The 23,554-nt window shown below is 57.3% G+C and carries 30 protein-coding genes and 1 pseudogene; 19 read left to right on the top strand and 12 right to left on the bottom strand.

The window, feature by feature from the left end:
- Positions 1 to 9: 9 nt before the first annotated feature.
- On the bottom strand, positions 10 to 990 hold the full coding sequence (locus NT137_03520) for a hypothetical protein (GenBank protein MCX6652407.1): 981 nt from the start codon (positions 988 to 990) through the stop codon (positions 10 to 12).
- Between the two features lie 126 nt (positions 991 to 1,116).
- Between NT137_03520 and purS the strand changes: the two genes are divergently transcribed.
- Genes purS through purQ form a run of 3 tightly spaced genes read left to right on the top strand, consistent with a single transcriptional unit; the run spans position 1,117 to position 4,538 of the window.
- On the top strand, positions 1,117 to 1,356 hold the full coding sequence (gene purS / locus NT137_03515) for a phosphoribosylformylglycinamidine synthase subunit PurS (protein ID MCX6652406.1): 240 nt from the start codon (positions 1,117 to 1,119) through the stop codon (positions 1,354 to 1,356).
- Positions 1,357 to 1,361: 5 nt separating this feature from the next.
- Positions 1,362 to 3,692 (top strand): phosphoribosylformylglycinamidine synthase subunit PurL, encoded by a 2,331-nt coding sequence (gene purL / locus NT137_03510; GenBank protein ID MCX6652405.1) that lies wholly within the window; start codon positions 1,362 to 1,364, stop codon positions 3,690 to 3,692.
- Positions 3,693 to 3,698: 6 nt separating this feature from the next.
- On the top strand, positions 3,699 to 4,538 hold the full coding sequence (purQ, locus tag NT137_03505; GenBank protein ID MCX6652404.1) for a phosphoribosylformylglycinamidine synthase subunit PurQ: 840 nt from the start codon (positions 3,699 to 3,701) through the stop codon (positions 4,536 to 4,538).
- Here purQ and NT137_03500 read toward each other — a convergent pair whose 3' ends face one another.
- Positions 4,539 to 5,210, bottom strand: coding sequence for a DUF120 domain-containing protein (locus NT137_03500; protein MCX6652403.1), 672 nt, complete (start codon positions 5,208 to 5,210; stop codon positions 4,539 to 4,541).
- A gap of 188 nt (positions 5,211 to 5,398) precedes the next feature.
- Between NT137_03500 and NT137_03495 the strand changes: the two genes are divergently transcribed.
- Positions 5,399 to 6,229, top strand: a complete 831-nt coding sequence (locus NT137_03495) for a DUF2099 family protein (GenBank protein ID MCX6652402.1) — start codon at positions 5,399 to 5,401, stop codon at positions 6,227 to 6,229.
- On the opposite strand, the gene NT137_03490 is transcribed toward NT137_03495, so the two are convergent.
- Genes NT137_03490 through NT137_03480 form a run of 3 tightly spaced genes read right to left on the bottom strand, consistent with a single transcriptional unit; the run spans position 6,230 to position 8,224 of the window.
- Positions 6,230 to 6,589 carry a twitching motility protein PilT gene (locus NT137_03490; GenBank protein ID MCX6652401.1) on the bottom strand — a complete coding sequence of 120 codons (360 nt, stop codon included), beginning with the start codon at positions 6,587 to 6,589 and terminating at the stop codon, positions 6,230 to 6,232.
- Between the two features lie 7 nt (positions 6,590 to 6,596).
- Complete coding sequence (locus tag NT137_03485) at positions 6,597 to 7,829, bottom strand: translation initiation factor IF-2 subunit gamma (protein ID MCX6652400.1); 1,233 nt, start codon at positions 7,827 to 7,829, stop codon at positions 6,597 to 6,599.
- Complete coding sequence (locus tag NT137_03480) at positions 7,829 to 8,224, bottom strand: 30S ribosomal protein S6e (protein ID MCX6652399.1); 396 nt, start codon at positions 8,222 to 8,224, stop codon at positions 7,829 to 7,831. The genes NT137_03485 and NT137_03480 overlap by 1 nt, the downstream gene beginning before the upstream one ends.
- Before the next feature lie 163 nt (positions 8,225 to 8,387).
- Here NT137_03480 and NT137_03475 point away from each other — a divergent pair, with 163 nt between their 5' ends.
- From NT137_03475 to NT137_03430, 10 genes and pseudogenes are all read left to right on the top strand, one after another.
- A complete protein-coding gene (locus NT137_03475; protein ID MCX6652398.1) occupies positions 8,388 to 8,759 on the top strand; it encodes a hypothetical protein in 372 nt (123 codons plus the stop codon).
- 50 nt (positions 8,760 to 8,809) lie between these two features.
- Positions 8,810 to 9,085: a hypothetical protein gene (locus NT137_03470; protein MCX6652397.1), complete on the top strand. Its 276-nt coding sequence runs from the start codon at positions 8,810 to 8,812 to the stop codon at positions 9,083 to 9,085.
- A gap of 15 nt (positions 9,086 to 9,100) precedes the next feature.
- Positions 9,101 to 9,355: a hypothetical protein gene (locus NT137_03465; GenBank protein MCX6652396.1), complete on the top strand. Its 255-nt coding sequence runs from the start codon at positions 9,101 to 9,103 to the stop codon at positions 9,353 to 9,355.
- An 811-nt stretch (positions 9,356 to 10,166) separates the two neighbouring features.
- On the top strand, positions 10,167 to 10,367 hold the full coding sequence (locus tag NT137_03460; protein MCX6652395.1) for a hypothetical protein: 201 nt from the start codon (positions 10,167 to 10,169) through the stop codon (positions 10,365 to 10,367).
- Between the two features lie 225 nt (positions 10,368 to 10,592).
- On the top strand, positions 10,593 to 10,826 hold the full coding sequence (locus tag NT137_03455; protein MCX6652394.1) for a hypothetical protein: 234 nt from the start codon (positions 10,593 to 10,595) through the stop codon (positions 10,824 to 10,826).
- A 1,329-nt stretch (positions 10,827 to 12,155) separates the two neighbouring features.
- Complete coding sequence (locus NT137_03450; GenBank protein ID MCX6652393.1) at positions 12,156 to 12,410, top strand: hypothetical protein; 255 nt, start codon at positions 12,156 to 12,158, stop codon at positions 12,408 to 12,410.
- Entirely contained in the window at positions 12,407 to 13,060 is a 654-nt protein-coding gene (locus NT137_03445; GenBank protein ID MCX6652392.1) for an MTH895/ArsE family thioredoxin-like protein, read from the top strand. Before NT137_03450 ends, NT137_03445 begins: the two co-directional genes overlap by 4 nt.
- Positions 13,061 to 13,396: 336 nt before the next feature.
- Entirely contained in the window at positions 13,397 to 13,714 is a 318-nt protein-coding gene (locus tag NT137_03440) for an arsenic metallochaperone ArsD family protein (GenBank protein MCX6652391.1), read from the top strand.
- Positions 13,715 to 13,797: 83 nt separating this feature from the next.
- Positions 13,798 to 14,634 (top strand): annotated as a pseudogene (locus tag NT137_03435) (ArsA family ATPase).
- Complete coding sequence (locus NT137_03430) at positions 14,629 to 15,591, top strand: ArsA family ATPase (GenBank protein ID MCX6652390.1); 963 nt, start codon at positions 14,629 to 14,631, stop codon at positions 15,589 to 15,591. Before NT137_03435 ends, NT137_03430 begins: the two are co-directional and overlap by 6 nt.
- A 38-nt stretch (positions 15,592 to 15,629) precedes the next feature.
- Here NT137_03430 and NT137_03425 read toward each other — a convergent pair whose 3' ends face one another.
- Positions 15,630 to 16,037: a metalloregulator ArsR/SmtB family transcription factor gene (locus tag NT137_03425; GenBank protein ID MCX6652389.1), complete on the bottom strand. Its 408-nt coding sequence runs from the start codon at positions 16,035 to 16,037 to the stop codon at positions 15,630 to 15,632.
- A gap of 11 nt (positions 16,038 to 16,048) precedes the next feature.
- Positions 16,049 to 16,465: an arsenate reductase ArsC gene (locus NT137_03420; GenBank protein ID MCX6652388.1), complete on the bottom strand. Its 417-nt coding sequence runs from the start codon at positions 16,463 to 16,465 to the stop codon at positions 16,049 to 16,051.
- A 126-nt stretch (positions 16,466 to 16,591) separates the two neighbouring features.
- Between NT137_03420 and arsB the strand changes: the two genes are divergently transcribed.
- Genes arsB through NT137_03400 form a run of 4 tightly spaced genes read left to right on the top strand, consistent with a single transcriptional unit; the run spans position 16,592 to position 19,014 of the window.
- Positions 16,592 to 17,743 (top strand): ACR3 family arsenite efflux transporter, encoded by a 1,152-nt coding sequence (gene arsB, locus NT137_03415; GenBank protein MCX6652387.1) that lies wholly within the window; start codon positions 16,592 to 16,594, stop codon positions 17,741 to 17,743.
- Complete coding sequence (locus tag NT137_03410) at positions 17,736 to 17,993, top strand: carboxymuconolactone decarboxylase family protein (GenBank protein ID MCX6652386.1); 258 nt, start codon at positions 17,736 to 17,738, stop codon at positions 17,991 to 17,993. Before arsB ends, NT137_03410 begins: the two co-directional genes overlap by 8 nt.
- A gap of 1 nt (position 17,994) precedes the next feature.
- Positions 17,995 to 18,621 (top strand): hypothetical protein, encoded by a 627-nt coding sequence (locus NT137_03405; GenBank protein MCX6652385.1) that lies wholly within the window; start codon positions 17,995 to 17,997, stop codon positions 18,619 to 18,621.
- A 60-nt stretch (positions 18,622 to 18,681) separates the two neighbouring features.
- Positions 18,682 to 19,014, top strand: coding sequence for a hypothetical protein (locus NT137_03400; protein ID MCX6652384.1), 333 nt, complete (start codon positions 18,682 to 18,684; stop codon positions 19,012 to 19,014).
- Between the two features lie 72 nt (positions 19,015 to 19,086).
- Here the strand turns inward: NT137_03400 and NT137_03395 are convergent, their stop codons facing one another.
- Complete coding sequence (locus tag NT137_03395; GenBank protein MCX6652383.1) at positions 19,087 to 19,446, bottom strand: carboxymuconolactone decarboxylase family protein; 360 nt, start codon at positions 19,444 to 19,446, stop codon at positions 19,087 to 19,089.
- A gap of 498 nt (positions 19,447 to 19,944) precedes the next feature.
- On the opposite strand from NT137_03395, the gene NT137_03390 reads away from it, so the two are divergent.
- Positions 19,945 to 20,538 (top strand): site-specific integrase, encoded by a 594-nt coding sequence (locus NT137_03390; GenBank protein ID MCX6652382.1) that lies wholly within the window; start codon positions 19,945 to 19,947, stop codon positions 20,536 to 20,538.
- Between the two features lie 54 nt (positions 20,539 to 20,592).
- Here the strand turns inward: NT137_03390 and infB are convergent, their stop codons facing one another.
- From infB to NT137_03370, 4 genes are all read right to left on the bottom strand, one after another.
- The gene (infB, locus tag NT137_03385) at positions 20,593 to 22,341 is read right to left on the bottom strand and encodes a translation initiation factor IF-2 (protein ID MCX6652381.1); all 1,749 of its coding nucleotides are present in this window, start codon (positions 22,339 to 22,341) and stop codon (positions 20,593 to 20,595) included.
- 154 nt (positions 22,342 to 22,495) lie between these two features.
- Positions 22,496 to 22,948 (bottom strand): nucleoside-diphosphate kinase, encoded by a 453-nt coding sequence (gene ndk / locus NT137_03380; GenBank protein ID MCX6652380.1) that lies wholly within the window; start codon positions 22,946 to 22,948, stop codon positions 22,496 to 22,498.
- A 5-nt stretch (positions 22,949 to 22,953) separates the two neighbouring features.
- Positions 22,954 to 23,307, bottom strand: a complete 354-nt coding sequence (locus NT137_03375; GenBank protein ID MCX6652379.1) for a 50S ribosomal protein L24e — start codon at positions 23,305 to 23,307, stop codon at positions 22,954 to 22,956.
- 23 nt (positions 23,308 to 23,330) lie between these two features.
- Positions 23,331 to 23,546: a 30S ribosomal protein S28e gene (locus NT137_03370; protein MCX6652378.1), complete on the bottom strand. Its 216-nt coding sequence runs from the start codon at positions 23,544 to 23,546 to the stop codon at positions 23,331 to 23,333.
- Positions 23,547 to 23,554 lie beyond the last annotated feature (8 nt).

Genomic DNA, 23,554 nt, shown 5'->3' with positions numbered 1-23,554 from the left:
CTGGCAAGTTCATTGACCACCGAAACGCTTCTGAAGGCGGATGGCCAGAAAGGTAAGCCACCGAGAAGGTTCCTTCTTCTGCCCGAACTCCCAATCCTTCCAGGCGGTCCATATCGACTCGGGTGTGAACCTATTCTCCTGGTCCGCCTTCCGGCCGATGATGTCCACCATCTCTCTGAGACGATCATCCCCCCTACAGAAGTCGAACCTGCTCAGCACGTCGGCCACATGCAGAATGTCGTACCAGACGAATGGAACCTTAATCTTCCTGAAATCGGTGCCCATGTAGAACATGTAGGGGTGTCGCTCTCGGCTTTGCTTCCAGAGATCAAGAATGGCCTTCGCTCCGGTTTTAGCTTCGCAGGAATTGCGGGAGCTATCCGAGCAAAGAGCGAGCTTGAGCATCGCCAAGGTCGCGTATGGGCATGGATCACTCTTCTTTCCTGGACCGTGGAAAGGCTTGAGACTGGCGGAGACCGCACACGGCCAGCCGTTGTCCCTCGCCAAGGCCATAAGATGGGCGTTCGCTCTCTCCAGGACAGGGGAGGAATAGCCCAACGAACATAGGGCGAAGGAGAGCGTGGGGGCATCGCAGAGCGCCCAAGCGGAGGACAGACCGCCACTCCCTCCATACGACTTGGATATCAACATCGGCACCTGCAGCGGACCCTCCTCCGAGGCATTGCCGATCAGTCGAGATGCCAGACGGTCCAATCCCAGCTCGCTGCCATTGAGACCCAGGTCCGCTAGGAAGGTCAGCTTGTGGATGGGATGAGATGCGTTCTTGTGACTGGTCAGCGGCGGCCAGGGAAGAGCGCTCACCTCTTTGACCAGGGCGATTATCCGCAGGTCGCGCCGTGTCTCCCTTTGATCCTCCTGGACTTCGACCGAATCGGGCCTCGCCCGCATCAGATCGAGCCTAGTACGCAGCCTGACCCAGGGGTCTCCCTGCAACAGCCATGGGATCGGATCGCGTTCCCTTGATGTCATCTAGAGCAGTATTCTCTCGAATGGGCTAAGTGCGTATCGGGAGGAGGACCGATAATATCCCTGGTCCTCCTTCCACACGCCCAACAGTTAAGTATCGACTCCGAGATTCCACAGATGGGTGCGCGGATGGTGACGGCGGAGATTTGGATCGAACTGAAGCCAGGGGTGGCGGACCCAGAGGGCCAGAACACCAAGAAGGCCCTGGAGCTGCTGGGCTTCAGGGGGATAGGGGGCGTGCGGACGGTCAAGGTCTTCGAGGTAGTGCTCGACGCCACGCCCGAGGAAGCCCGCAAAGAGGCGGAAGAGATGTGCCGCAAGCTGCTGGCCAATCCGGTGATCCAGAAGTTCAACATTCACGTCAGGTGATGCCCATGGCGATCGAGGCTCTCATGACCCGGCGCCCGGAGGACTTCGAGCTTTTCGATATCGAGGTCCGAGAGGCGAACGATGAGCAGCTCAGGCAGATCAGCGAGGCTCTGTCCTTGAGTCTGAGCCTGGAGGAGATGAAGAGCGTCCAGCGCTATTTCGCCGCCAAGATGCGTGCGCCCACCGACGTGGAGCTTCAGTCCATCGGACAGGCGTGGAGCGAGCACTGCTGCTACAAATCATCCAAACGTTTTTTGCGCGATCACATCTTCAACATCCATCATCCAGACGTGCTGATGAAAGGGGACGCGGGCGTCATGGCCTTCGATGAGGAGCACGCCTACGCCTTGAGGATCGAGAGCCACAACCACCCTTCGGCCATCGAGCCCTATGGTGGAGCGGCCACGGGGATAGGGGGCATAGTGCGGGACGTGCTGTGCATGGGAGCGCAGCCGATCGCACTGGTGGATCCGCTGTTCTTCGGTTCGATCGACTACTCAGGGGAGGTTCCGGCGGGCACCAAGCACCCCAAGTATCTGGTCGGTGGGGTGGTGGCGGGCATCCGCGACTACGGCAACCGCATTGGTATCCCCACCGTGGCCGGGGGCGTGTACTTCGACGACCGCTACGTGGGCAACTGCCTGGTGAACGTGGGCTGCGTGGGCATCGCCAAGCGCTCCGACATAGTGAGGAACGCCGTCAAGGGGGTAGGGGACGTCCTCATCCTGGTCGGGGGAAGGACCGGCCGGGACGGCATACACGGTGTCACATTTGCCTCCGCGGAACTGAAAGCAACCTCCGAGGAAGAGTCCCGAGGGGCCGTGCAGCTGGGCGACCCCATCATGAAGGAGCCGCTCATCCACGCCTGCCTGGAGGTGAACTCGCGTGGCCTGTTGCATGGCATGAAGGACCTAGGTGGAGGGGGACTTTCTTGCGTCGTGGGCGAGATCGCCCTATCAGGGGGGTGCGGGGCGGAGGTCTCTTTGGATAAAGTACCTCTGAAGGAGGTCGGTCTGGCACCCTGGGAGATCTGGGTATCCGAGTCGCAGGAGCGAATGATGCTGGCCGTCTCGGAGAAGAATGTCAAGGCCATTCTGGAGGTGTTCGAGCTCTGGGACGTCCCCGCAACCGTCATAGGTCGGGTGATCAAGGAACAAGTGGTGCGCTTGAACTTCCATGGGAAGAGGGTGTTCGAGATGGACCTGGATTTCCTGACCAAAGGTCCGGAATACTGCCGTCCTTCTTGCTTGCAGGCTCCTCCCTCGCTGGTGGAGGAGGTCATGCCCAAGCTTCCCCGCGACCTGACCGGGGTGTTGCTCAAGCTGCTCGCAGACCCCAACATCGCCTCCAAGGAATGGGTCATCCGCCTCTACGATCACGAGGTGCGAGGGAACACGGTCATCAAGCCGCTCCAGGGCAAGCTGGGAATGCGAGGTCCGGGTGATGCCACGGTCATCAAGCCGCTGGAGAACTCCTGGCGAGGGTTGGCCATCGCAGTGGGGGTCAATCCCTGGTTCACTTCGCTCGACCCCTACAAGGGAGGGCAGGCATCGGTGGACGAGGCCTGCCGCAACATCGCCGCCGTGGGCGGGATGCCGCATTCGCTCACCGACTGCCTCAACTTTGGCAACCCGGAGAAGCCCGAGCGCCTGGGTGAGTTCCGGGAGGCGGTGCGAGGCATCGGGGATGTGGCATCGGTCCTCAACCTGGCCGTGCCTTCCGGCAACGTCAGCTTCTACAATGAGACGGCGAGAGGCGCCTGCCTCCCGACCGCCACAGTGCTCGGAGTGGGCATCGTGCCGGACATCCGCAAGTGTGTGACCACCGACCTGAAGGAGGAAGGCGGACCGCTCTATCTCCTGGGCGATACGAAGCAGGAGATGGCGGGCTCGGCCTTCTTCCGCTTGCTCGGCGGAAAAGGAGGAGAGGTGCCGGGAGTGATCTCATCCTCGCTCGCCAGTTCCATGAGCGCTCTGCTGGATTGCATGGACCGCGGCCTGGTGCGCAGCTGCCATGACCTCTCAGACGGTGGGCTTGGGGTCTCGTTGGCAGAGATGTGCATCGGCGGGGACCTGGGAGCGAACGTGGACCTGAAGGGGATCAAGGACCTGCCCTCGACCGTCAAGCTATTCTCCGAATCGCATTCCCGATGGCTGGTGGAGGTCGACAAGCGCAAGGAGGACGAGTGGCTGCAGCGGATGAAGGCTCCCTGCACGCGCATCGGCACCGTGGGAGGGAAGGTGCTGGTGATCGAGGACAACGACGTCCTAGTGGATGTGGAGGTCGGGGAGCTGAGGCGCAGCTGGTCCGAACCTCTGTGGAAGCTGCTGGGGTGAGGAAAGGTGAAGAAGAGGGATGTCAAGGTGTGCGTGCTGCGGATCGAAGGCACCAATTGCGAAGAGGAGACCACATCCGCTTTCCGACAGGTCGGCGCCATTCCGGAGAAAGTGCACCTGAAGCAGCTGATCCATTCCTGCCCGAAGGAGATGCGACGGGAGCTGAACGACTACGACATTCTCGCTCTGCCAGGGGGATTCTCGGCCGGAGACTACGTCCGGGCGGGGGCCATCTTCGCCGCCCGTATGCGATCCTCGCTGAGCAAGGACATCCGGTCCTTCGTTGATGCGGGAAGGCCGGTCATAGGGATATGCAACGGATTCCAGATACTGGTGGAGCTGGGCCTTCTTCCTGCGTTCGGTACCAACATGAGCGCGCAACCTCAGGCCGCGCTGTACACCAATTCCTCGGGGCGATTCGAATGCATTCCCACGCTGCTCAAGCACGAGAACCGAGGGTCCTGCGTGTTCACCTCCTCCCTGCCCAAAGGCAAGGTGGTCATGTTTCCCAGCGCCCATGCCGAGGGCAAGTTGATGTTCGAACAGGCCAAGGAAATGAAAATGGTGGAGGAACTGGAGAAGGAGGATATGGTGGTCTTCCGCTACGTCGACCCGAACGGCAACTACGCCGGCTATCCTTGGACTCCCAACGGCTCGATATCGAGCATTGCGGGTGTCTGCAATCCCGCGGGGAACGTCATGGGCCTCATGCCGCACCCGGAGAGGGTGTTCCACCGCTACACCCATCCCGACTGGACTCGCTCCGGCCTTGACCCATCCGGAGAGGGCGATGGCAAGGCCATCTTCCAATCGGCCGTGGAGCATGTTCTGAAGAAGAGGCCTTGATCAGGCCATGGATATTCGGACTTCCACCTGGTCACCGTCCTTCAGGCTCAAGGTGCGACGGAGATGGTACTTGCACAATACCTCGATGATATCCTCGTAATGCGAGCGGCTGGGCACGACCACCGCGCACTCCAGGTTCTGGAAGTTGGCTCGGTGGCAGACCACGTCCCCGAAGGTCCTGCCGTTCCGTTCGAAACCGTGGACCAGGATGCCCACGCCCCTCCTGATGATATCCAACTTGTACAGGTCCGTGGGAACGACACGGACGTTCAGAGTCCCCTCGAACGGCCGGAAGCCCAGACGATGCAGGAACTGCTCCTGGTACCCTTCCTGGGTGACGTAGTACTGTCCCTCGCCCATGCCTGTGACCACAGAGCCCTTGATGATCAGGTGGTCCCTCGGTTCAAAGATGCGCTGATACTCGGAATACTCCTGCCTCAGGGCCTCGATGCCTCTCTCCGTAAGCTTGATGCGCTGCTTGCGGGCTCCCAAGTCCCGGCTGATCCAGCCTTCGTTGAGCATCTCTAGGATGCGCTTGGAGGCCGATTGCTGGCTTACCCTGAGCATGTCGCCCAGCTCGCGGGAGGATATGGACACGTAGTCGTGCATGCCCCCCAAGAGCGCGATCTTCCGCAGCGCCAATACGAGCTTGTCGTCGGTGTCCTGCGCCAAACTCTCCCCTCACATCTGGATGGCCGTTGAAAGAGCTTCCAGACCCGTGGCTAGAGGAATCAGCGCGACGATATATAACTACTTCCTGAGTAACTAGGTGGCGAAGTGGTAGGTAGTCCCTTCGTTATCGCCTTCGTCCCGCGAATGATTCCTCCAATCCTTTTTATCTAGTGCATCTTGATTCGCCGATGAGAGCGATGAAGGACAAGCACGTGATCGAGGCATTGGGTCGAACGAAGGTCGTCATCGAGAATGGGAAAGTGACGTTCGTGGGAAGACCCCAGGTCTCCTATTGCCCGCTTTTCCTCAAGCACCGCGGCATTGAGACGATAACTTCCGACGTGGTCAGAGAGAACATAGAATTCCGCATCAAGGACTTCGGGTTATGCATGCCTTCGCGCAAGATGCGCATGGCCGATTTCCTCTCCTTTGGCATCTCCGAACTATTGGCCATGTGCGTTTCCCAGAAGCTGCTGGATGCGGCGGTCCTGGTCTGCGAGGGCGCTGGAACCGTGATCGTCACCGACCCAGAGCTCATCCAAGGGATAGGTGGACGGATGTCAGGCACGATGGAGACCACCCCCATCCTGGAGATCATTGAGACGGTGGGCAGGGAGAACGTCCTCGATCCTGACAGAGGAACGATCGATCAGTTCGCCGGGACCGAGCTGGCTTTCAGACTCGGTCATCGTAGGGTGGGGGTGACCGTCGCCAAGGCCCAGGATGCCCAGATGATCCGGGACGGGTTCGCGGACCATGTGATGCTGTTCGCGGTCCACACCACGGGCGTGGATGAAAAGGACGCCCGCGCCTTCTTCCAGACGTGCGACATCGTCTCCGGCTGCGCTTCCTATTGGGTGCGGGAAGAGGCGAAGCGCCGTGCACTTCTACAGGCTGGGACCAAGGTGCCCGTCTACGCAGCCAGTGAAACGGGCAAGTCCATCCTGGAGGAGCGGATGCGGCAGACCGGGGTGAACAAGGCCAGCGGTCCCGAGGACCCGCCTCGACCTCTGATCTGATCAGTAGTCCCCGTCAAATGCCAGGTGGTTCCCGGACCTTAGAAAGATGACCTTCAGCCCGCGCTTGCGCACTCTCGCGCGCAGTAGAGCGTCGTTGGTGACCACGAACGCCTGCAGCTTCCCCGCCACCTCCATGACGCCCTCGTCGCCCTGTCTCTCGGTGTGAAAGAGGTTGTACTTGCGAGCCAATGAGAGCGCCGCAGATGCATGCTTGCTGGTCGAGCGCTTGAGTTCGCCTATCACCGGACCGGGCACATAGACCTCGCACTGTCCGAGAAGACGCTGCAGCTCGTGATCGATGTTCAGAGAGAACTCGAAGGGCATGAGAAGCGCATTGGTGTCCAGAACGACCTTCTGCATGATTGGATCACTTGATGATGCCGTAGCCGATGAGCCGCCACTTGCCCTGGATCTTGCGGGAGATGGCCACCCGCTGATTCTTCTCCGCGCAGACGGGTATCTTCAATGCCACCTCTGACTCGTCCACGCGCGCGCTGGTGACCACCCCTACCGTGGTAGCGGTCCCGACACTGAGCATGAGCGGCTCGTTCGTCTTGATGTTCTCCACCGCCAGGTCCACCGCCGCACCGACCACCCGCTCCAGCAGCTTTGTGGTCATGACGAACTTGTGCAGGACCGGGGGCAAGGTCCCAGGCTTGCCCACTACCCGTCCCGTCAGTCCGTCCGACTTGGTCATGGCGGGGTCGAGCTTCGTTCCTATGGCGATGAGCCCGCCCGGTTTGATGACCTCCAGGTCCGCATCGCCAGCGTGCAGCGATTCCACCTTGGTGGTGATCTTCTCCCAGGTAATCTCGCGACCGGCTTCGACCTTCCTGCCCGGGGCGATCTCGATCTCATCCCCGATCTCCAGCTTGCCTTGGATGAGGGAGCCTCCCAGCACACCACCGCGGAGGGACTCAGGCGGTGAGCCCGGGTTGTTGATGTCGAAGGACCTGGCCACGAACATCCGGGCCGGCTTCTTGGTGTCGTGCTTGGGCGTTGGGATGATCTGTTCGATGGTCTCGATGAGCTTGTCGATGTTGACGTTGTGATTTGCGGAAACCGGTATGATTGGGGCGTTCTCCGCTATGGTGCCCTTGACGAACTCCTTGATCTCCTTGTAGTTCGCCAGGGCCTCTTCCTTGGTGACGATGTCGATCTTGTTCTGCACGATGATGATCTTGTCCACGCCGATGATGCTGAGCGCCATCAGGTGCTCTTTCGTCTGCGGCTGGGGGCATTTCTCGTTGGCTGCCACGAGCAGTAGCGCACCGTTCATGATCGCCGCGCCAGAGAGCATGGTGGCCATGAGAGTCTCGTGACCCGGCGCATCCACGAAGGACACGGCTCGCTGCAACTCCGCCTCTCCGCCGCAGTTGGGGCAGGTAGGTTGGTTGACGTAGGCGCTCGAACCTTCGCACTGCTGGCATTTATAGAAATTGACGTCCGCGTAGCCTAGCCTAATGGAGATGCCGCGCTTGATCTCTTCTGAATGACGATCGGTCCATTGCCCACTCAGGGCCTTGGTCAAAGTCGTCTTGCCGTGGTCGACGTGACCGATCATGCCGATGTTGATCTCGGGCTGTCGGTCCTCGCTCATCACTTCTTCTTCTCCTCGACCTTGATGAGATCCTCGATGGGCTTGGAGCCAGGAGCGGAGACCTTGAAATTGAGCTGTGACGTCTCCGGAGAAATGGCGTTGCCCCGCACCGACTTGCGCTTGCGCAGTCCCTTCTCATCGCTATTGAAACCGATTCCCCGGGTGAGCAAGAGCTTGCGCCTCTTGACTCCAGGCAGGTCCTTGCGCATGGGGAAGCCGTCCTTGTCGCTTCCCCCCGTGATTGTGAGCTTGTAGCCAGGTAGCCCTACGAATATTCCGTCCACCACATCCCCGATCTTCTTTCCGATGAGAGAGTTGGCGTGATGCCCTGTGACCGGCACCTGGTAGGATTTCCCGTTCTTCACATCATTGATAACGGCCTTGAACTCGACCATTCCAAACACCTATAGGTAAGTCGCCCTAATGTCGTTCGCCTTAAATAACTATTGGTGTTCTCCAGGGGTGGTTCCCGACCGTTGCTGGCTCGCGGTCCTCCGCCGGTCGTCGGTGATGCTAGATTATTATCCCCGGGAGTCGCTCGTGGGCCGGGGTTCTGAGATGGCGCGCAGGCGGTACCGAAGGTGGAGAAGGTCCTGGGGTCCGCTCCTGGGCGCTTTCGCCTGCGGTGTCCTGGCCTACTTGGGCCTGGACCCCAAAGGGACGATGGTACAGAGCTTGGTCGGGGCCGTGGCACCTTATTTGCAATTCGCGTCCTGGGTCCTCGTCCTAGTGGTCGTCTACCTGGCCATCAGCCCGTTCATCGCGCACTTGAGTCGCACTCGCGAGGCCTATCGCCGAGCGGGGTGGTTGGGGGTTCTGGGCATCATCCTCGCCCTGATCGCGGGCTTGGAATTGCTGCAGCGGTGGGAGATCTCCGTTCCTCTATTGGCCGTGGGAGCCGCTTTCTGGACGATTGGGCGGCACCTCTAAGGCATTCAAAATGCTTTTATTGTGCCAAACCGCTGAATCCACCCGTGAGGATGAAGGGATGTTGGATTGCTGGGTTGGCAGGGCCGCTTCTTGTTCTTCTGCTCGTGGCGTCGTCGTCTCAGCCGGCGGTCGGCGCTGAACTCACTCGCACAGGAACGGTGACCTTGAACGCCGACGCCTACCGCGAGGTGGCGACCTTCGTCACCGAGAAACAGGCTTCAGCCTACTTCGGCCTATACGTTATGTACTCCACCGCTTCGCTGGACCTATTCCTGCTCGACGATCAGCAGTTCGAGTCGTTCAAGCGCTGGGAGAACCCGACCTGAGACCCGGGATGTCATTTGGCTGGTCAGGTTGTCAATGAGACGGTGAGCCTGCGCGACGGCACACGCTATCACATGGTCATCGACAACACGGACCGGGTCACTCCCGGAACGCATCAGATGGAGAGGGCGGCCTTCGGCCTCAACGCCGAGAACGCGCATGATGCCTTCGTCGAGATGTTCCCCTCTTTGATCGTCGTGTCTGTGGTCGTGATCGCAGCGATCGCGGCAGTGCTGTTCTTCGTCCTCTGGCGACGTCGACCGAAGAACTGAGGGTTTTGGACCATTTGAAGAGGGTGCTTGAGTGAACCTATTGATCAGCAAATGGAATGTCTGGATCACATTCCCCAGAATGTGACATTCTCCAAGCCAGATGTCCGACACGACGCTTCAATCTGCGGGGATTGACTTACTGCGAGCACTCAAACCCTTTCCATTTTTCTAGCTTGAGATGGACATATCGCTTCAATCCCGATCAACGACGAGATGGCCGGGGACCTGAAGAAGGTGATGCGGTGAGCCGCCGTTCTTCGACCGCCTCATTTTATGCCTGTTGTTCGAGGAGGAGTGCCATTGGTGCCATCGAAGCGACTGGCTCATCGACGGGCGTTCGTTCGGTCGCAACCATCGCCGTGTCGTATGTCTGTGCTGCGGGCAGCCGAGGCTGGTGCGTCCGTGACTCCAAAAGCACCGTCCTCCTCGGCTACGAGTCCGGAACCGGTGAGCCGGTATGGATCCCACTGCACCACCTGACCGCGACTGGACTCACGCAGCTCTCCGGGAAGACGACGACGCCTGAGTCGCTGATTCGGCACTCTGGTCGGAGGGCGATCGCCTTCCGAGCCAAGAGTGGCGAGAGCGACATCCAGGGCGACCGCCAGGCCCGTTCTTCCAAGAGTGGTCGACTGGTGCTGCGTTGAGGTGCTCCTCGCGGCATCGCTCGAGGAGAGAAACCTGATGTTCGAGCCCTACGGCTCAGCTCGTGACGAAGGACGCGAGCTCGGTCGGACGGGTGCTGCAACGTGTCAGGGAACGGCCCGAGAAGCCAACGGCATGGCAAGGAGATTCACACGCTGCTCGCGCAATGGACCTCATCCCGACCGGGCTCGAGCCTGTTCCTTTCACAAGGAGTCTCGAGCTCGAGGACGGCATTGGCGTCATGGACCCAGTCGGCCTCAGCGAGCCGCTGCAGGCCTTGGTCATCGCGGCGACGATTGAGGGGGTCCGGAGGTCGATGCGGGACCCGGTCCTCGTCGTCCTGAAGGCATGGAAGTCAGTGCCTTAGTGTCAGTCAAGCCTCGGTCAACTGGCGGGCAGTGAAATTGGTCAGGGAGGACAACGATTCGATTGACCTCATCGGACTTGCGGACACGGCCCAAAATCTTCATTAATCAGATTAGCAATCCATTTATGGCAGACTATGAAGGTCAGACATCGAAGGTACCTTCTTTCGATTGGGCTCTTCGTCACTGGTGCAATCATCTTGCTCGTCCCGTATCTGACTGGTGGAATGTGGACCCAAGATGAGCGACTGCTGGTTCTGGTTGCGGAATTCGCGCTATGGATTGCATCTGTTTGGTTCCTCTTCTTCGCAGCCATTGAAGCAGTCGACGAACGAAGGCGCGGCTCGATGGCATCCGGCAACGATGCGTTTCTGGTTGTATGCGGGGCCACGGGCATCCTCTACATCATCATCCCGTTTGCGATCTACGTGCTCGGCACGATGAGCTATTCACCATTCTAGGGAACGACATGTGGAACCTCGGCAGCCACATTCGACAGCCTTGGCCCGCGTCGTGCAGCCCAATAAGCCAAACCGCGCTCTCTTGCTCTGGCATGCTCTCATGTCTGCGCGGCGACCCTTCACGTCAGTCTCTATCGCATGGTGTCTCTTGGGTTAAGAGATTGACCTTCGCCCATAGATTCGGGTAGAGGAGCATTTGCCCCGAATCAACAGGTATGTTCGCCATTCCCTTGAGCTGAAAGGAAGGCGCAGAGGGAATCGACCCTCTGCGTGGTTATGGTTTATGTATCGTAGTTGTTATTGCGGTCGGCCAGGGAGTTGTAGCAGATGTAATAGAACTGTGTTGACTCCGATCCAGGGAAGTGCGACACAAACTGACCGTAGAATCCCCACATGTCACTGGGGCGGTGAACCGCGACTATGTCCCAAGTCACTGAGAACGGCTTCTGGAGGAGATCCCCAAATAGGAAGCCCGGGCGCTGAGGATGGTCATTTGTATTGGTCCCATCTAGTAGATCCCCCAGAATGTGTCCCGTCATCTAGCCAGTACTCGAACGTCGCACTTCAATCAGGAGGGTATTGACCTCCGAGAGAGGCGCCAAACCCCTTCATCCACTTTTTTAACCTATGAGCGATCCAAGGAACCCCCTTCATTGACCGCATGACGACTGTGCTGGCTACAAAGAGTGGTGGGTCTGCCCGAACACAACAAATGGACCCATCCAGAACGACGATTCTCCACTGGGAATTAGGGACGAAATCCTGCCAACTCCCAGATGACCGAAACGGATTACTGGCCTTTTTAGGAAACGCCTTACTCTCTTTTCGTTGAGACTCTAGAAGGATCTTAGGGGTTGGGGCATGGAAGGGGCTAGTTCGCGACTGGACATGGGTGCACCGATTGGGACTACAGTCCACGGAAACGACCGGATTACTCCCCGAGGATTTGCACGAGTGGGCTCAGCCGGAACATTGAAGAATATGAGGCGCTACCGCGAGAGCGCATTAACATTGATTTTGATCTTCTCGCCAGAAGACTTGAGGAGGCAGGCTTCATGGATGTTGTGGCACAGGGCCCCCAGCTCACCATCCTGATGGAGGAAATCGGCGTGGTGGCACGGGTATACTCCAATGGGACCCTCCATCTGCAAGCAAGCCTAAGGGAGGATTGTGAAAGAGCTGTGATATCATTTTTGCCATAGCCATGGCTGAGAATGGCCAAGGTGGCAAGAATTCATAGCAAGAATCATTTTAAATAATGTTGAAATATCTAATCGTCATTAGCAATCGTGTCGTTGTAAGAAACCGAGCAAATTGTAGGTGCGAGATATGGAAGACAAGCCTTGTTGCGCGGAGGCAGCCGCACGCAAGATAAAGCAGCTCATGATAAACGGAAGCCCTATCGGTCTTTCTCAGCTCGAAGAGGTCATGAGCGAGATCAGGGCGATGGGGCTCCAGAGCGATGCCGAGATCGGAGAGGCATTGCTGGAGAAGGTGAAAGTCTTCAACTATGTGCCCTCGAACGCAAGTTCGGAGTACGAGAGGGCACTGTTGGAGGAATATCATCGGAGGGCTAAGTCATGATAATTGAGGTTTTCGGACTGGGGTGCAGTAACTGCGAGCGGCTCATGAACAATGCCCAGAGGGCGGTAGATGAATTGGGCATCGAAGCTCAGATCCTCAAAGTGGAGGATTTCGAGATGCTCATACGCAAGGGCATCACGATGACGCCCGGGCTGGTTATCGACGGCGAAATCCGGTCGATGGGTCGAGTGCCCAGCGTGGAAGAGATAAAGGAAATGATCGAGACCGTGGGGAAGGACAAGGGAACACTGCCGGCCTCCGATATCAAGGTGATTAATCCCACCTGCGGATGCTCCGGTACGGGGGCCGTGTTCTATCCATGCTCCGGAGGCTCTAATGTCGGGCAGATATCCAATGAGGTAGCCAAGTCCTTGGTCAACCGAGGATTGGGGAAATTCTCATGCCTAGCCGGAGTTGGATCACACGGGCAGGGCTTCATCACCTCGGCGAAAAAGGCCAACCGGGTCGTATCCCTAGACGGCTGTGCCGCCCAGTGCGCCTACAAAACCCTGAGGCATGCCGGCATCGAGCCCACATTACAGGTGGTCGTCACCAATCTGGGGATAAAAAAGGATTACGACCAGCTCAATCCAAATCAGGAAGACGTCAACAGAGTGGCGAGTCTAGTGGAGAGCCAGCTACGGCCTTAGGTCCGATACCGACCAACATGAGATAGACGGACGCGTCCACCAGGTCACGGAGATCATTGTTCACGTTGGAGAACCGTTTGACCAACAAACCTCCCTTCCTCTTGCCCGAATCGTAGCCCCACATCATGAGAACGGTGTGTATGATCATCGATTCGGATACTTTTGAAATGACAAAGTTTATTAGCCATAACGATATTTCAAAATCTGTTGAAATGACAATCGCGCCTAGGACAACCAACACGTTTGAGGGATTGAGCCAAGGGAAGGCCAGAGAATGCCGATCATCTAGAAGAAGAGGGTGAGGATTGGCACATAAGAGGATATTCGGTGATGAAAATGTCAAAGAAGCTGATTATTTATGAAGGGATGCTGTGCTGTTCCACGGGCATCTGTGGTCCAGAGCCAGATAAGGCACTCATCCAGTTAACCGAGGACGTCAGGAGGCTGCAGGCCGAGTTCCCCGATGCGAAAATCATCAGAGCATCTATGTCCTTCAACGCTCAGGCCTATCTGGAAGAACCTGAGGTGCTCAAGCTAGTTAAGACGAAAGGAACCGACGTCCTGCCGATAACTGTGCTGAACGGGAAGATCCTCGTCAAGGAGAGATACATGACTTACGACGAGATGAAGTCAGCCCTCCTAGCTGCGCAATGAGATGAACTGCTGGAGGCTAAATCATGAACACGATCATCCACGATGGAGTGAGTTAAATGAACACATTGATTGAGCCAGAAAACGGCAAGACCAAGTTCATCTTCTTCAGTGGAAAGGGAGGGGTGGGCAAGAGCACCATGAGCTGCGCGACTGCGGTATGGCTAGCCCGCAAAGGCTACAAGACCCTCATCGTGACCACTGACCCCGCGCCGAACCTTGGAGATATCTTCGGACAGAAGATCGGGCACCGCATCATGGCCATAAGCAACGTCCCTAACCTCTATGCGGTCGAGATCAACCCGGACGCCGCATCCCAAGAGTACCGGGAGCGGATGGTCTCCCCCCTCAAGGGCATCCTGGACCAGAAGAACCTGGACGCGATGATGGAGCAATTGAAGAGCCCATGCGTTGACGAGGTGGCGGCCTTCGACAGCTTCATCGAGTTCATGGACGATCCTAAGTATGATGCAGTCGTCTTCGACACTGCACCGACCGGCCATACCATCCGGCTGCTAGAGCTGCCTAGCAGCTGGTCCACTGAGCTGGACAAGGGTGGTTCGACGTGCATCGGACCGAGTTCCTCATTGCAGGGAGCCAAGGCCAAGTACAAGAAGGCTATCGGATACCTCCAAGACGGCTCGAAGACTTCATTCATTTTCGTCCTTAAACCGGAGAGGTCATCGATTATCGAGACCAACCGGAGCATGGTTGAGCTCTCCAAGCTGGGCATCAGGACCAACTTCCTGATCATCAATGGCGTACTTCCCGCTGATGTGGCTACTGATTCCTTCTTCCGTAAGAAGAAGGCCGAAGAGGACACGATGCTGGAGGAGATCAAGAGCGATTTCGTGCTCAACGAACTGCAGTATCCCCTCCAGGACACCGAGATCAACGGGGTTGACGCTTTGGAATCTGTGGCTTCCTATCTGTTCGATGGCCGGAAAGTACAGGTGCATAAGGCCTCCGAAAAGGCACGAGCCTCCTCGGCCATAGTGAAGAGCGACCTAAACGCGGTCCGAAAGCTGCTGCGTCCCGCCAATGGCACAAGATACATCTTCTTCACCGGGAAGGGAGGGGTGGGCAAGAGCACTCTGGCCTGCGCGACGTCCGTGTATCTCGCCGACGAAGGGCTGAGAACGCTCATCGTCACCACCGACCCCGCATCCCATCTCCAGGAAATATTCGAGCAGGAGGTCGGGTCGGCGCCCGCTCCGGTAAAGGGGGTCAAGAACCTGGATGTGGCCAGGATCGACCAGAAGGTGGCCCTTGATGAGTACAAAAAAAGAATAATCGATTCGGTGAAGGACCAACCGGAGGAGGTCCAGAAGTCGGTCGAGGAGGACCTCAACTCTCCCTGCGCCGAGGAGATGTCCGCCTTCGAGAAGTTCATGAGCTATTTCGAGCTGGAAGAATACCAGGCTGTGATCTTCGATACCGCACCCACAGGCCACACCCTAAGGCTGCTCGAACTGCCCTCTGATTGGAAGGGTTTTATCGACCTAGGCACATTGGCCAAGAAGACCTCCGATGAAACGCGGAACAAGTACGCGAGCGTCATCGATACGATGAAGTCCAAGGACAAGAGCACCTTCGTTTTCGTCGTCTATCCCGAGTATACACCGATCATCGAAGCATGGCGGGCGTCACAGGAGTTGAGGAAGCAGGTGGGTATCGAGACCGCGCTGGTAGGAGTGAACTATATCCTGCCCAAGGAGTACGGCCGCAATGCGTTCTTCGAGAGCAGGAGAGAGCAGCAGATGAAGTACTTGCGGGAAATCGGCCCCATGTTCAAGGTGCCTCTGTTCTTGGTGCCCCTGCTCGACCATGCACCGGAGGGAGTGGAGAACCTCAGGGCCCTGGCTAAGGAAATCTTCTAACAAGAAAATGATGGTCGGGAACGGCCATTCTCGACCTTTCAATTGTCAGCCGGCTCAGTTGCCGGATTTGATCGAGTCTTGATCCAAGATTTCCCAAATTCAGTCAACATGTAGATACGCCATTTCTTTCGAGGCGATGAGGCGACCAGTCGCGATTCCTCAAGGATGCTGAGATGATAAGAGAGCTTTGAGTTGGAAAGCCCCGTGATCTCCTTGAGAAGGCAAGGGCAAAGGTCAGTGAGGAGGAGGGCGTGCAGAATCTGGAGTCGAATCGGATCTGAAAGTGCATGGAAGAGCTCTGCTTCCGAAGCGAGGCTTTTCCTGTCAGGAACGTGACTCTTCAACCCCTCCAGCCCACCCCGCTGCCGAACGGCCACCTCCATCTCCTCGGGCAGACTCATCGCGTCCTCACAGCACTCAATCTTCTTCGCTTTCTCTCTGGCCATCCTAACATCCTCTACGCCCTGGGCAATACAAGATTATCAATTATCCACTTATTGATTTCATTCCTGCTCTTCCTGAAAGCTCGCAATCTCTCTTCATCGGTTCCTTCCACGGAGGCTGGGTCATCGAAGCCATGATGGATCTGCTCTCCGCCTCCCGGAAAGAAAGGGCAGGTTTCAGCAGCATCCGAGCAGACCATTACGACATAGTCGAATTGCTGGCCTTCGAACTCGCTGAGGCTCTTGGACTTATGGTTGGAGATATCTATGTCCATTTCGGCCATTGCCACTATGGCTAGAGGGTTCACCTGGTTAGGCTTGGTGCCAGCGCTCTCGGCGCGAAGGACCTTCGAATAGAGCGAGTTGACCAGACCCTCTGCCATCTGTGAGCGAGCTGAATTATGGGTGCATATGAATAAGACTGACTTCATTTCCTGCCTCTACTCTGTTAACTGGATTCCAAGGTAACGATGGTTAGGAACTTATTTATATCTACTTATCGTTTCAATAATAATTGAAATTACTCTTCATCGGGAGTATCCGGGGCGGGCTTGAGCATGACCAAGGTTGGCGAAGATGAACCGAAAGCGCAGGAGGGTGCCAGAAGGCTGTCTTTCCTGAATAGGTTTCTGACCCTCTGGATATTCATAGCGATATTCGTGGGGATCGCATTGGGGGCCGCCATTCCCGGCATCGCGGGCGCGCTCAACGAGCTCAGCGTAGGTACGACATCCATACCGATCGCCATCGGCCTCATATTGATGATGTGGCCTCCGTTGGCCAGGGTCAAGTACGAGGAACTCAAGGAGATACCCAGGCAACCCGAGGCCAAGAAGATGTTCGGCACCTCGCTGGCCTTGAACTACATTGTCGGTCCTCTCCTGATGTTCTCCCTTGCCTGGATCTTCCTGCCGGACAACGTCTTCTTCCGAATTGGTCTCATTCTAACGGGCATTGCCCGATGCATCGCCATGGTAATCGTGTGGAACACTTTGGCGGAGGGAGATTCGGAGTATGCGGCCATTCTGGTCGCGCTCAACTCCGTATTCCAGATACTGCTGTATTCATTCTATGCCTACTTCCTCATTGCAGTGGCATCCGATTGGATAGTCCCGGGTTCGGGCACCCAGATCGATATTGGTGTCTGGCAGGTGGCCCAGAGCGTCCTCATCTATCTGGGAATCCCATTCGCCATGGGGGTTGCGACCAGATACCTGCTTCTGCCAAGGAAGGGCGCGGACTGGTACAATAACAACCTAATGCCCAAGCTAGGCAAAATTTCGCTACTGGCATTGCTCTTCACCATCGTGGTCATGTTCGCCTTCAAGGGCGAATACATCCTTAACCAGCCATTTGATGTGGTCCGGATTGCCATTCCGCTGGTCATCTACTTCGTAATCATGTTCTTCCTTTCTTTTGGATTATCGATCAAGATGAAGTTCGATTATCCTCATGCGACGGCGCAGAGCTTCACCGCGGCCAGCAACAACTTCGAATTAGCCATCGCGGTTTCAATAGGCATATTTGGAATCGGCTCGCTGGTGGCGTTCGCTGCAGTAATCGGACCGCTCGTGGAGGTGCCAGTTCTGATAAGCTTGGTGAATGCAGCCTTCTGGATAAGAAGAAGGTATTACGATCCAGATGGCAAAGTGCTCTCGAAAAGAATTGGAGGGGCATCCCGGCAGAATGGAGAGGGTCAGAATGGATGAGAAAAGCAAGGAGATCACGGCGATAGCAGCATCGGTAGCTGGACATTGCCAGCCTTGCCTTAAGCACCACTTGGAGAAGGCTAGGCTGCTGGGAGTCCCCGAAGAGGACATTCAAGGAGCGATCAATCTGGCCAAGATCATCAGTGAGAAAGGGGACGAGCGCATGCTGGAATTCGCTGAATCGCTATTGCACGAGAAGGAGAGAGCTCAAATCGAATTTGCTGGGCAGGGCAAGAAGAAGGGTGCATAATATGGTGGTGGAAGCTGTCAATTTCTACGGGATGTCGCCGGATGACATCGTCAAGTATCTTCCAGGGAAGGATTGCGGCAGCTGCGGATATAAGACCTGCAGGGAGTTCGCTGCGGCATTGAGCGAAGGTAAGGCGAAAGTCAAAGACTGCCCCGAGATGGCGCTTCTCATGAGCGAGTCGCTGGCCGGAGCGCTATCAATCAAATTGGAGGTCCATGAGGCGGACGCCTCCATGAGTACCGTCGCGGAAAAGCTGTTCGAAGTGAACTCTCCCGGACCGGACTCTCCGGTGCTCATTACGGGCAATTCGGGAGTCACGATCCACGTCCTGAACCTGATATTCTCGAAAGCCCCCAAGGTCAGCGCATACATCGTGCCCACGGAGACCAAAGGGTTCACGATAGATCATGCTGCGGGCATGAAGTTGATGAGCCCCATGACCGTGATGCGCGGTCTGACGAACAGCGCGGTCGCTGGCAAAGTCAACCACCGGACCCTCATTATACCTGGATTATGCGCCAGTATAGAGAAGCAGACCGGGATAATGACCAGGTGGAATGTCGAAACGGGGCCGATCAGCGGCTTCGAGTTGCCGGCATTCTTGATAAAGAGGTCAGAGGAGGAATAGGAATCCGATTGCTCAATCGGCATTCAGAGGAACGGAACGTACAAAATGAGGGGAGTAAACATGTCATCTAAAGTGAAGGTCAACATGAACCTGTGCGCAAAGACGACGACCGTTGAGGTTACGCAAACGCCAGAGGGAACATACAAAGTCCAAGTCACAACGCCGTGCGACAACGTCAAGGAGTTCGCCAGCGGGCTGGAGGAGCTGACGCTGACGGACCTAACGGACAAGCAGCACAGCAAGGTCTTCGACCGCATGAGGGTGACGAGGATGAGTGCGAACTGCCTGGTGCCGGCTGGCATACTATCCGCCGCATGGCTCGAGGCGGGCATGATCGCGCAGTCCAACGCAAGAAAGAACAAGGAGAACAGCGTGGAGTTCGTGTTCGACTAGGCAGAAGATGAGCTGCGCGCTTTCCTTTTGCCCCGTGACCTTTCACGGAAATGCCCTATCAAATTTGCAGCTTTACTTACTCTCCGATTCGATTAGCGAGTGAAACCCTTCCTCGGCCGATGAAAATATCGTTGATGCCATTGCGAATCGGGCGACTAGAATAGCTTCTCCAATCTCTTTGCTAGTCAACCCCATATGCGTCCCGACTTTGATGAAGTACTCGGTGCATTGCTTGTTCTGGAGAGCTGCTGCCACTGAGATCATTATGAGCTGCTTGTACTTCGGTGGTACGTTGGGAAGGCTCATCACGAATTTGCCCTCCTCAGCTTGTCGGGGTATCCATTCAGGCATGATTTTGGAGGTCAGGATCAATGGGTTGCAGACCTCCCCACTATTCTTCTCCATCTCTCGGAGAATCTTGTCGGCGTCCATGATATAGACGACACTCTGCCCGCCTTAATATCCTTGCCTTTGGAGCCGACAACTGATCTGCAATGGATTGGCAACGACGCGGCCGACAGGTCAGACTATGAATAGGCCGCCAATCTAGTAATTACATCGCCAACCCTAAGCAATTATCATATTGAACAAGCACGCGGGTGGCTTCCCAGTTTATTACTGATGGTCCAGAATGGAAGTAAGAAAGCCCTGAGGTCGAGAAGATGACCAAGCCAAGAGAGTATTTCAGTCATCAGGAGGCGAGAAGAACTTAGTTTGATAGTCCAGGCTTTCTTAATCTGGAGGAACGGTCTTGATTCTGGGTACTGGTCGAAGCTGATCAGACTACTGGACAAGGTGACGACGTTCTCTGGCAGTCCTGTCATCCAGCAGATGAGAGTGGAGGGCGAACGCAGTGGAGGGCGAACGCTTGCCGACCGCCGCACCCAAGGATCTCAAGTCACTGGATGAGGCGGAGTTATCAGGTTGCAGATGGCGGCTGAGAGGAGCGAAGGCTGGACGGGGCAGGTCGCCATGTTGCTGACGGCATTCTTTCCGGCCACCGGTCTCAGGCCGAGCGAGCTTCGCCTCGCGAACCTTGAGGACTTGGAGTTGAGGAACTGGACCTTCCGCGTCCGTCATCCCAAAGGCGAGAGGTCCTACGGCCGACAGAGAATGGTTCTTGTCCTTCCGCCAGCACACGAGGCGGCCAAGCGTTTCCTCAAGGAGAGGCGAATGAAGCTCGACGAGATGGGTGTTAATGCATGCGAGGTCCTGATTCCCGCGTTCCATGGCCGCGGGAAGGCGGGCTTCTACGCTTCCGCCCGCTTCTGGGAAATCAAGAGGAAGGTGCAGCGATTGGTGAACGTAGACCCCGGAGGTGAAAAGATAGATTTCCACATCAAGACGTTCCGCAACACCTATTGCCAGGATGTGCATCGACCGGGACGCGAGCAAGCTCTCCGCAATATCCGTGACCATGGGACACGAGACCACCAGGACTACCGAGGAGCACTATGGGCGCATGAGAGAGACGAAGGCGCTAGAGCAAGTGAGGGGGCTATGGGCCGAGGAGACCCGGCCTAAAGTCTATACCCCCCTGATTGAAACAAAGTTCGACAGTACTGGCTATGCCTAGGTTCACATTCCCCAGAAGTTGTCCGTCCGGCGCTTGATGTCCATGAGCTCCTCCAGCACCATCTTCTCGTCCAGGTTGAGCTCGTGCTCCTGGATCGCTTTTATCGCGCTCTCCAGAATATCCACGTAGAGGATGTCCTCCACGTCGATCTGCCGTCCCACGGTCGGCCCCTCGATGGCGATGGCCACCTCCTGCCCTGCCACCGCCTCCTTCAGCACATCTTCGCCAGTATGGATGGACCGGATGCGCCCGATCTCGCTACCGTCCTTGGCGATCAACCTCTGCCCGGTGCGGATGCGCCCCGCCAGCACCCTCACGCCCACGATGGCCGGCTTGCTCACCCGGAAGACGCAGTTGGGCAGCAGCTTGATCTTGCCGGGGAAGGCCACAAGCAAGCGCTTCTCCTCCTCCGCCTTGTGCTTCTCCTCCGCCAGCCATTTCTTGTAGTCGTCGATGAGGCCGTAGACGATGTCGTTCAGGAACACCTTGGCCTCGTTCGAGGCCATGATCTCCTTGGCATCGGGAAGCATCTCCACGTTGAATGCCAGAATAGCGCGGTGCAGCGGGTCGTTGTAGGCCGAGGCCTCGATGATGTCTCGTTTGGCCACGGTCCCGATCTCGTACTTGCGTATCGGTATCTCCGCCCTCACGCACTCGAACGCCAAAGCCTCCAGGGAACCAATGGCATCGGCCTTGATGAGGACGCCCGCCTCCGCGGTCTCGATGTGCACCTTGGTCTCGTTGACGATCTCCTCCAACACGCTCTTCTTGTCGCCGCGGACCACGCGCAAAGGTCCTCCGGCCACTACTCCATCCAGGGACTGGCAGAGGAGCTTCACACCCGCCGCCGCGCTGATCTCCGAGACCGAGTCGAACTTGTCCCGAGGATCGCGGATCTCGTCCAAAGGCTTGGGCTTGAGTATGGCCTTGACCTTGGTCAGCAGGGGCGAGGATCGCGTGCCTAGAGCCACCATGTCCCCTTTTCTCAGCGTCCCGGCGTAAACGATGACCTCGACCGTCGGACCGAGGCCCTTCTCCTCCTTCACCTCCAGGATCGTGCCTTTGGCCGGGCCTTCCTCGGTGTGCAGCTCCTGCTCCAGGAACTTCTGCGCCAGGCCGACGAGGACCAGCAGCAGGTCCGGTATCCCTTCGCCGGTCTTGGCGCTTACCGGGACCAGGGCAACGTTCCGAGTGAAATCCTCAATGCGGTCGTAGCGGTCGGCGGAGTAGCCTTCCTGCGCGAAGCGCCCGATGATGTTGTACATCTTCTCTTCGAATCTCTCCACGGCGTCCTCGTTCTGCTGCTTCAGGTTGAGGATGAAGGGGGCGCCCTTCTCCGAACGCCAGCCTTGCACCAGGTCGATCTTGTTCAGAGCGATGATGAAGGGCGTGCGGTACTTGCGCAGAATGTTCATGGATTCGGTGGTCTGGGGCTTGATGCCCTCATTGATGTCCACCACCAGGACGGCGACGTCAGCCAGGGAGCCCCCCCTCGCCCGCAGAGAGATGAACGACTGGTGCCCGGGTGTGTCGATGAAGAGCAGACCGGGGACGTTGAACTTCTTTGCCCCGATCAGCGGGCCGCAGACCTTGTAGATGTGCTCCAGCGGCACTTCCGTGGCGCCGATGTGCTGCGTGATGAAGCCCGCTTCACCGGCGGAGACGGCCGTGCCTCGAATGTTGTCGAGCAGGCTGGTCTTGCCGTGGTCCACGTGGCCCAGGACGCTCACGATCGGCTGCCTGATGCTCATGACCATCGCATGAGGCAATCGTTATTTGTAGGTTTCCAACCGAACCCTGCGATGCTATTGGCAATGGATGCGATATGCGCTCCTTGTCAGCTAGATGCCTGGTGTGAAAAACGAACAACGCCGGGGCATCTCCGCCGGCTTGGAATGGTTTGGTTCACTCGAACAGCCATAGGTCCACGGACCGCTTGTAGTCCTGGAGCTCGTAGTCGTTGAAGAAGATCTGGATCTCGCGCTTGGCGCTCTCTGGCGAGTCAGAACCATGCACCAGGTTCCGCCCGGTCTGCTGCGCCAGGTCCCCGCGGATCGTGCCCAGCGGTGCGTCCTGGGGATTGGTCTTGCCCATGAGCGCTCTTACGCCGGTCACGGCGTTCTCGCCCTCCCAGACCATGCACAGCACCGGCCCGGAGGTGATGTACTCGATGAGCCCGGGGAAGAAGCTCTTGCCTTTGTGCTCGGAGTAGTGTCTCTCTGCCAGCTCTTTAGGCAAACGCATGAATTTCATGGCCACCGGCTTCAAGCCCTTGCGCTCCAACCTTCCCACGATCTCGCCCACGAGCGCGCGCTGCACCGCGTCCGGCTTCAGCATGACGAAGGTGCGTTCGATCATCGCCTTCACTCCTTCTTCTCCTCTACGGCCTGCGGTTCTTCGGTCTTGGCCTCTTCGGCCTTCGCCTCGGATTTCTTCTCCCTCTTCACCTTGGCCGCCTTCTTCTGCTTCGGCTCCGGCGCCTCAGGCTTCTTCGCCTTTTCCTCCGCCGCCACGATCCCGGTCATGCGCACGTCCTTCTCGCGCGCATAGGCCCTGGTCCACGTTATCCTGCGGGGGACGCGCCTCATGCCGATCATGTTCTTGGAGCACTTGTTGGAACAGAACAAGAATACCGTTCCGTCCTTCTTGATGTACATATTGCCCGTGCCCGGCTCGATCTCCTTGCCGCAGAACGAGCACACTCTCAGCTCAACCATTGGATTTGCCTCCTGTGAATTGCTCAGCGAAGGGCCAGCTTTCTGGCCTCACGCGACGTCTCGCGTAGCATCAGGATGTCGCCCATCCTCACCGGGCCCATGATGTTCCGGGTGATGATTCGGCCCTTGTCCCGACCATCGAGAACGCGCACCTTGACCTGCGTGGCCTCGCCGGTCATGCCGGTGCGGCCGATGATCTCCACGACCTCGCAGGGTATGCTGTCGTCTCCCTCTGCCATGTGAAGCA

It is taken from the genome of Methanomassiliicoccales archaeon, assembly GCA_026394375.1.
Taxonomy (GTDB): domain Archaea; phylum Thermoplasmatota; class Thermoplasmata; order Methanomassiliicoccales; family UBA472; genus JAJRAL01.
The sequence above is the reverse complement of the archived record's forward strand: the minus strand, read 5'-3'. Positions and strand labels throughout refer to the sequence as shown.

Coding starts and splice junctions, on each gene's coding strand:
- NT137_03520 (MCX6652407.1), bottom strand. CDS start 990: ATGACATCAAGGGAACGCGATCCGATCCCATGGCTGTTGCAGGGAGAC.
- purS (MCX6652406.1), top strand. CDS start 1,117: ATGGTGACGGCGGAGATTTGGATCGAACTGAAGCCAGGGGTGGCGGAC.
- purL (MCX6652405.1), top strand. CDS start 1,362: ATGGCGATCGAGGCTCTCATGACCCGGCGCCCGGAGGACTTCGAGCTT.
- NT137_03495 (MCX6652402.1), top strand. CDS start 5,399: ATGAGAGCGATGAAGGACAAGCACGTGATCGAGGCATTGGGTCGAACG.
- NT137_03490 (MCX6652401.1), bottom strand. CDS start 6,589: ATGCAGAAGGTCGTTCTGGACACCAATGCGCTTCTCATGCCCTTCGAG.
- NT137_03485 (MCX6652400.1), bottom strand. CDS start 7,829: ATGAGCGAGGACCGACAGCCCGAGATCAACATCGGCATGATCGGTCAC.
- NT137_03480 (MCX6652399.1), bottom strand. CDS start 8,224: ATGGTCGAGTTCAAGGCCGTTATCAATGATGTGAAGAACGGGAAATCC.
- NT137_03475 (MCX6652398.1), top strand. CDS start 8,388: ATGGCGCGCAGGCGGTACCGAAGGTGGAGAAGGTCCTGGGGTCCGCTC.
- NT137_03470 (MCX6652397.1), top strand. CDS start 8,810: ATGAAGGGATGTTGGATTGCTGGGTTGGCAGGGCCGCTTCTTGTTCTT.
- NT137_03460 (MCX6652395.1), top strand. CDS start 10,167: ATGGACCTCATCCCGACCGGGCTCGAGCCTGTTCCTTTCACAAGGAGT.
- NT137_03455 (MCX6652394.1), top strand. CDS start 10,593: ATGTGGACCCAAGATGAGCGACTGCTGGTTCTGGTTGCGGAATTCGCG.
- NT137_03450 (MCX6652393.1), top strand. CDS start 12,156: ATGGAAGACAAGCCTTGTTGCGCGGAGGCAGCCGCACGCAAGATAAAG.
- NT137_03445 (MCX6652392.1), top strand. CDS start 12,407: ATGATAATTGAGGTTTTCGGACTGGGGTGCAGTAACTGCGAGCGGCTC.
- NT137_03440 (MCX6652391.1), top strand. CDS start 13,397: ATGTCAAAGAAGCTGATTATTTATGAAGGGATGCTGTGCTGTTCCACG.
- NT137_03425 (MCX6652389.1), bottom strand. CDS start 16,037: ATGGCCAGAGAGAAAGCGAAGAAGATTGAGTGCTGTGAGGACGCGATG.
- NT137_03420 (MCX6652388.1), bottom strand. CDS start 16,465: ATGAAGTCAGTCTTATTCATATGCACCCATAATTCAGCTCGCTCACAG.
- arsB (MCX6652387.1), top strand. CDS start 16,592: ATGACCAAGGTTGGCGAAGATGAACCGAAAGCGCAGGAGGGTGCCAGA.
- NT137_03410 (MCX6652386.1), top strand. CDS start 17,736: ATGGATGAGAAAAGCAAGGAGATCACGGCGATAGCAGCATCGGTAGCT.
- NT137_03405 (MCX6652385.1), top strand. CDS start 17,995: ATGGTGGTGGAAGCTGTCAATTTCTACGGGATGTCGCCGGATGACATC.
- NT137_03400 (MCX6652384.1), top strand. CDS start 18,682: ATGTCATCTAAAGTGAAGGTCAACATGAACCTGTGCGCAAAGACGACG.
- NT137_03395 (MCX6652383.1), bottom strand. CDS start 19,446: ATGGACGCCGACAAGATTCTCCGAGAGATGGAGAAGAATAGTGGGGAG.
- NT137_03390 (MCX6652382.1), top strand. CDS start 19,945: ATGGCGGCTGAGAGGAGCGAAGGCTGGACGGGGCAGGTCGCCATGTTG.
- infB (MCX6652381.1), bottom strand. CDS start 22,341: ATGAGCATCAGGCAGCCGATCGTGAGCGTCCTGGGCCACGTGGACCAC.
- ndk (MCX6652380.1), bottom strand. CDS start 22,948: ATGATCGAACGCACCTTCGTCATGCTGAAGCCGGACGCGGTGCAGCGC.
- NT137_03375 (MCX6652379.1), bottom strand. CDS start 23,307: ATGGTTGAGCTGAGAGTGTGCTCGTTCTGCGGCAAGGAGATCGAGCCG.
- NT137_03370 (MCX6652378.1), bottom strand. CDS start 23,546: ATGGCAGAGGGAGACGACAGCATACCCTGCGAGGTCGTGGAGATCATC.